Annotated in this window: 1 protein-coding gene; it reads left to right on the forward strand. The window is 66.6% G+C overall.

What is annotated here, in order from left to right; all coding sequences use genetic code 11:
* Positions 1 to 88: 88 nt before the first annotated feature.
* Positions 89 to 581, forward strand: a 493-nt coding sequence (locus L810_RS43355) for a phosphoenolpyruvate carboxylase (RefSeq protein ID WP_042978481.1), incomplete at its 3' end; no start/stop codon positions are given.

The raw sequence follows: 581 nt of genomic DNA on the forward strand, positions 1-581 counted from the left end.
GGATGTGCCGCACGTAGCTGGTTGCTTGACCGCAGTTTCGCAGTTTCCGCAGTTCCTTTTGACTCGAGCTTTCCCAAGGAAACCCATCGTGAAGTCTTCCGGATCGGCGCGTACGGCGCGCCGCAATGCTGCCCTGTCCTCCTCCGACGCCTCGACGGACACCGTCGCCACCGCCGCGAACGGCCGTGCGAAAACGGCAACGAAACCGAAAGACCCGATACGTCAGACAAAACGCACGACGAAGGCCGCCGGCCCGGCCGCCCGCACGGCCGGTGCGACGAAGGCCGGCACCCGCACGCGCGACGACAAGGACGGCCCGCTGTTCGACGACATCCGCTTTCTCGGCCGCCTGCTCGGCGACGTCGTGCGCGAGCAGGAAGGCGACACCGTGTTCGACGTCGTCGAGACGATCCGCCAGACCGCCGTCAAGTTCCGCCGCGAGGACGACAGCGAAGCCGCGCAGACGCTCGAGAAGAAGCTGCGCAAGCTGACGCCGGAGCAGACGGTGAGCGTCGTGCGCGCGTTCAGCTATTTCTCGCACCTCGCGAACATCGCGGAAGACCGCCACCACAACCGCCGCC

It is taken from the genome of Burkholderia sp. AU4i (assembly GCF_000466765.1).
Taxonomy (GTDB): domain Bacteria; phylum Pseudomonadota; class Gammaproteobacteria; order Burkholderiales; family Burkholderiaceae; genus Burkholderia; species Burkholderia cepacia.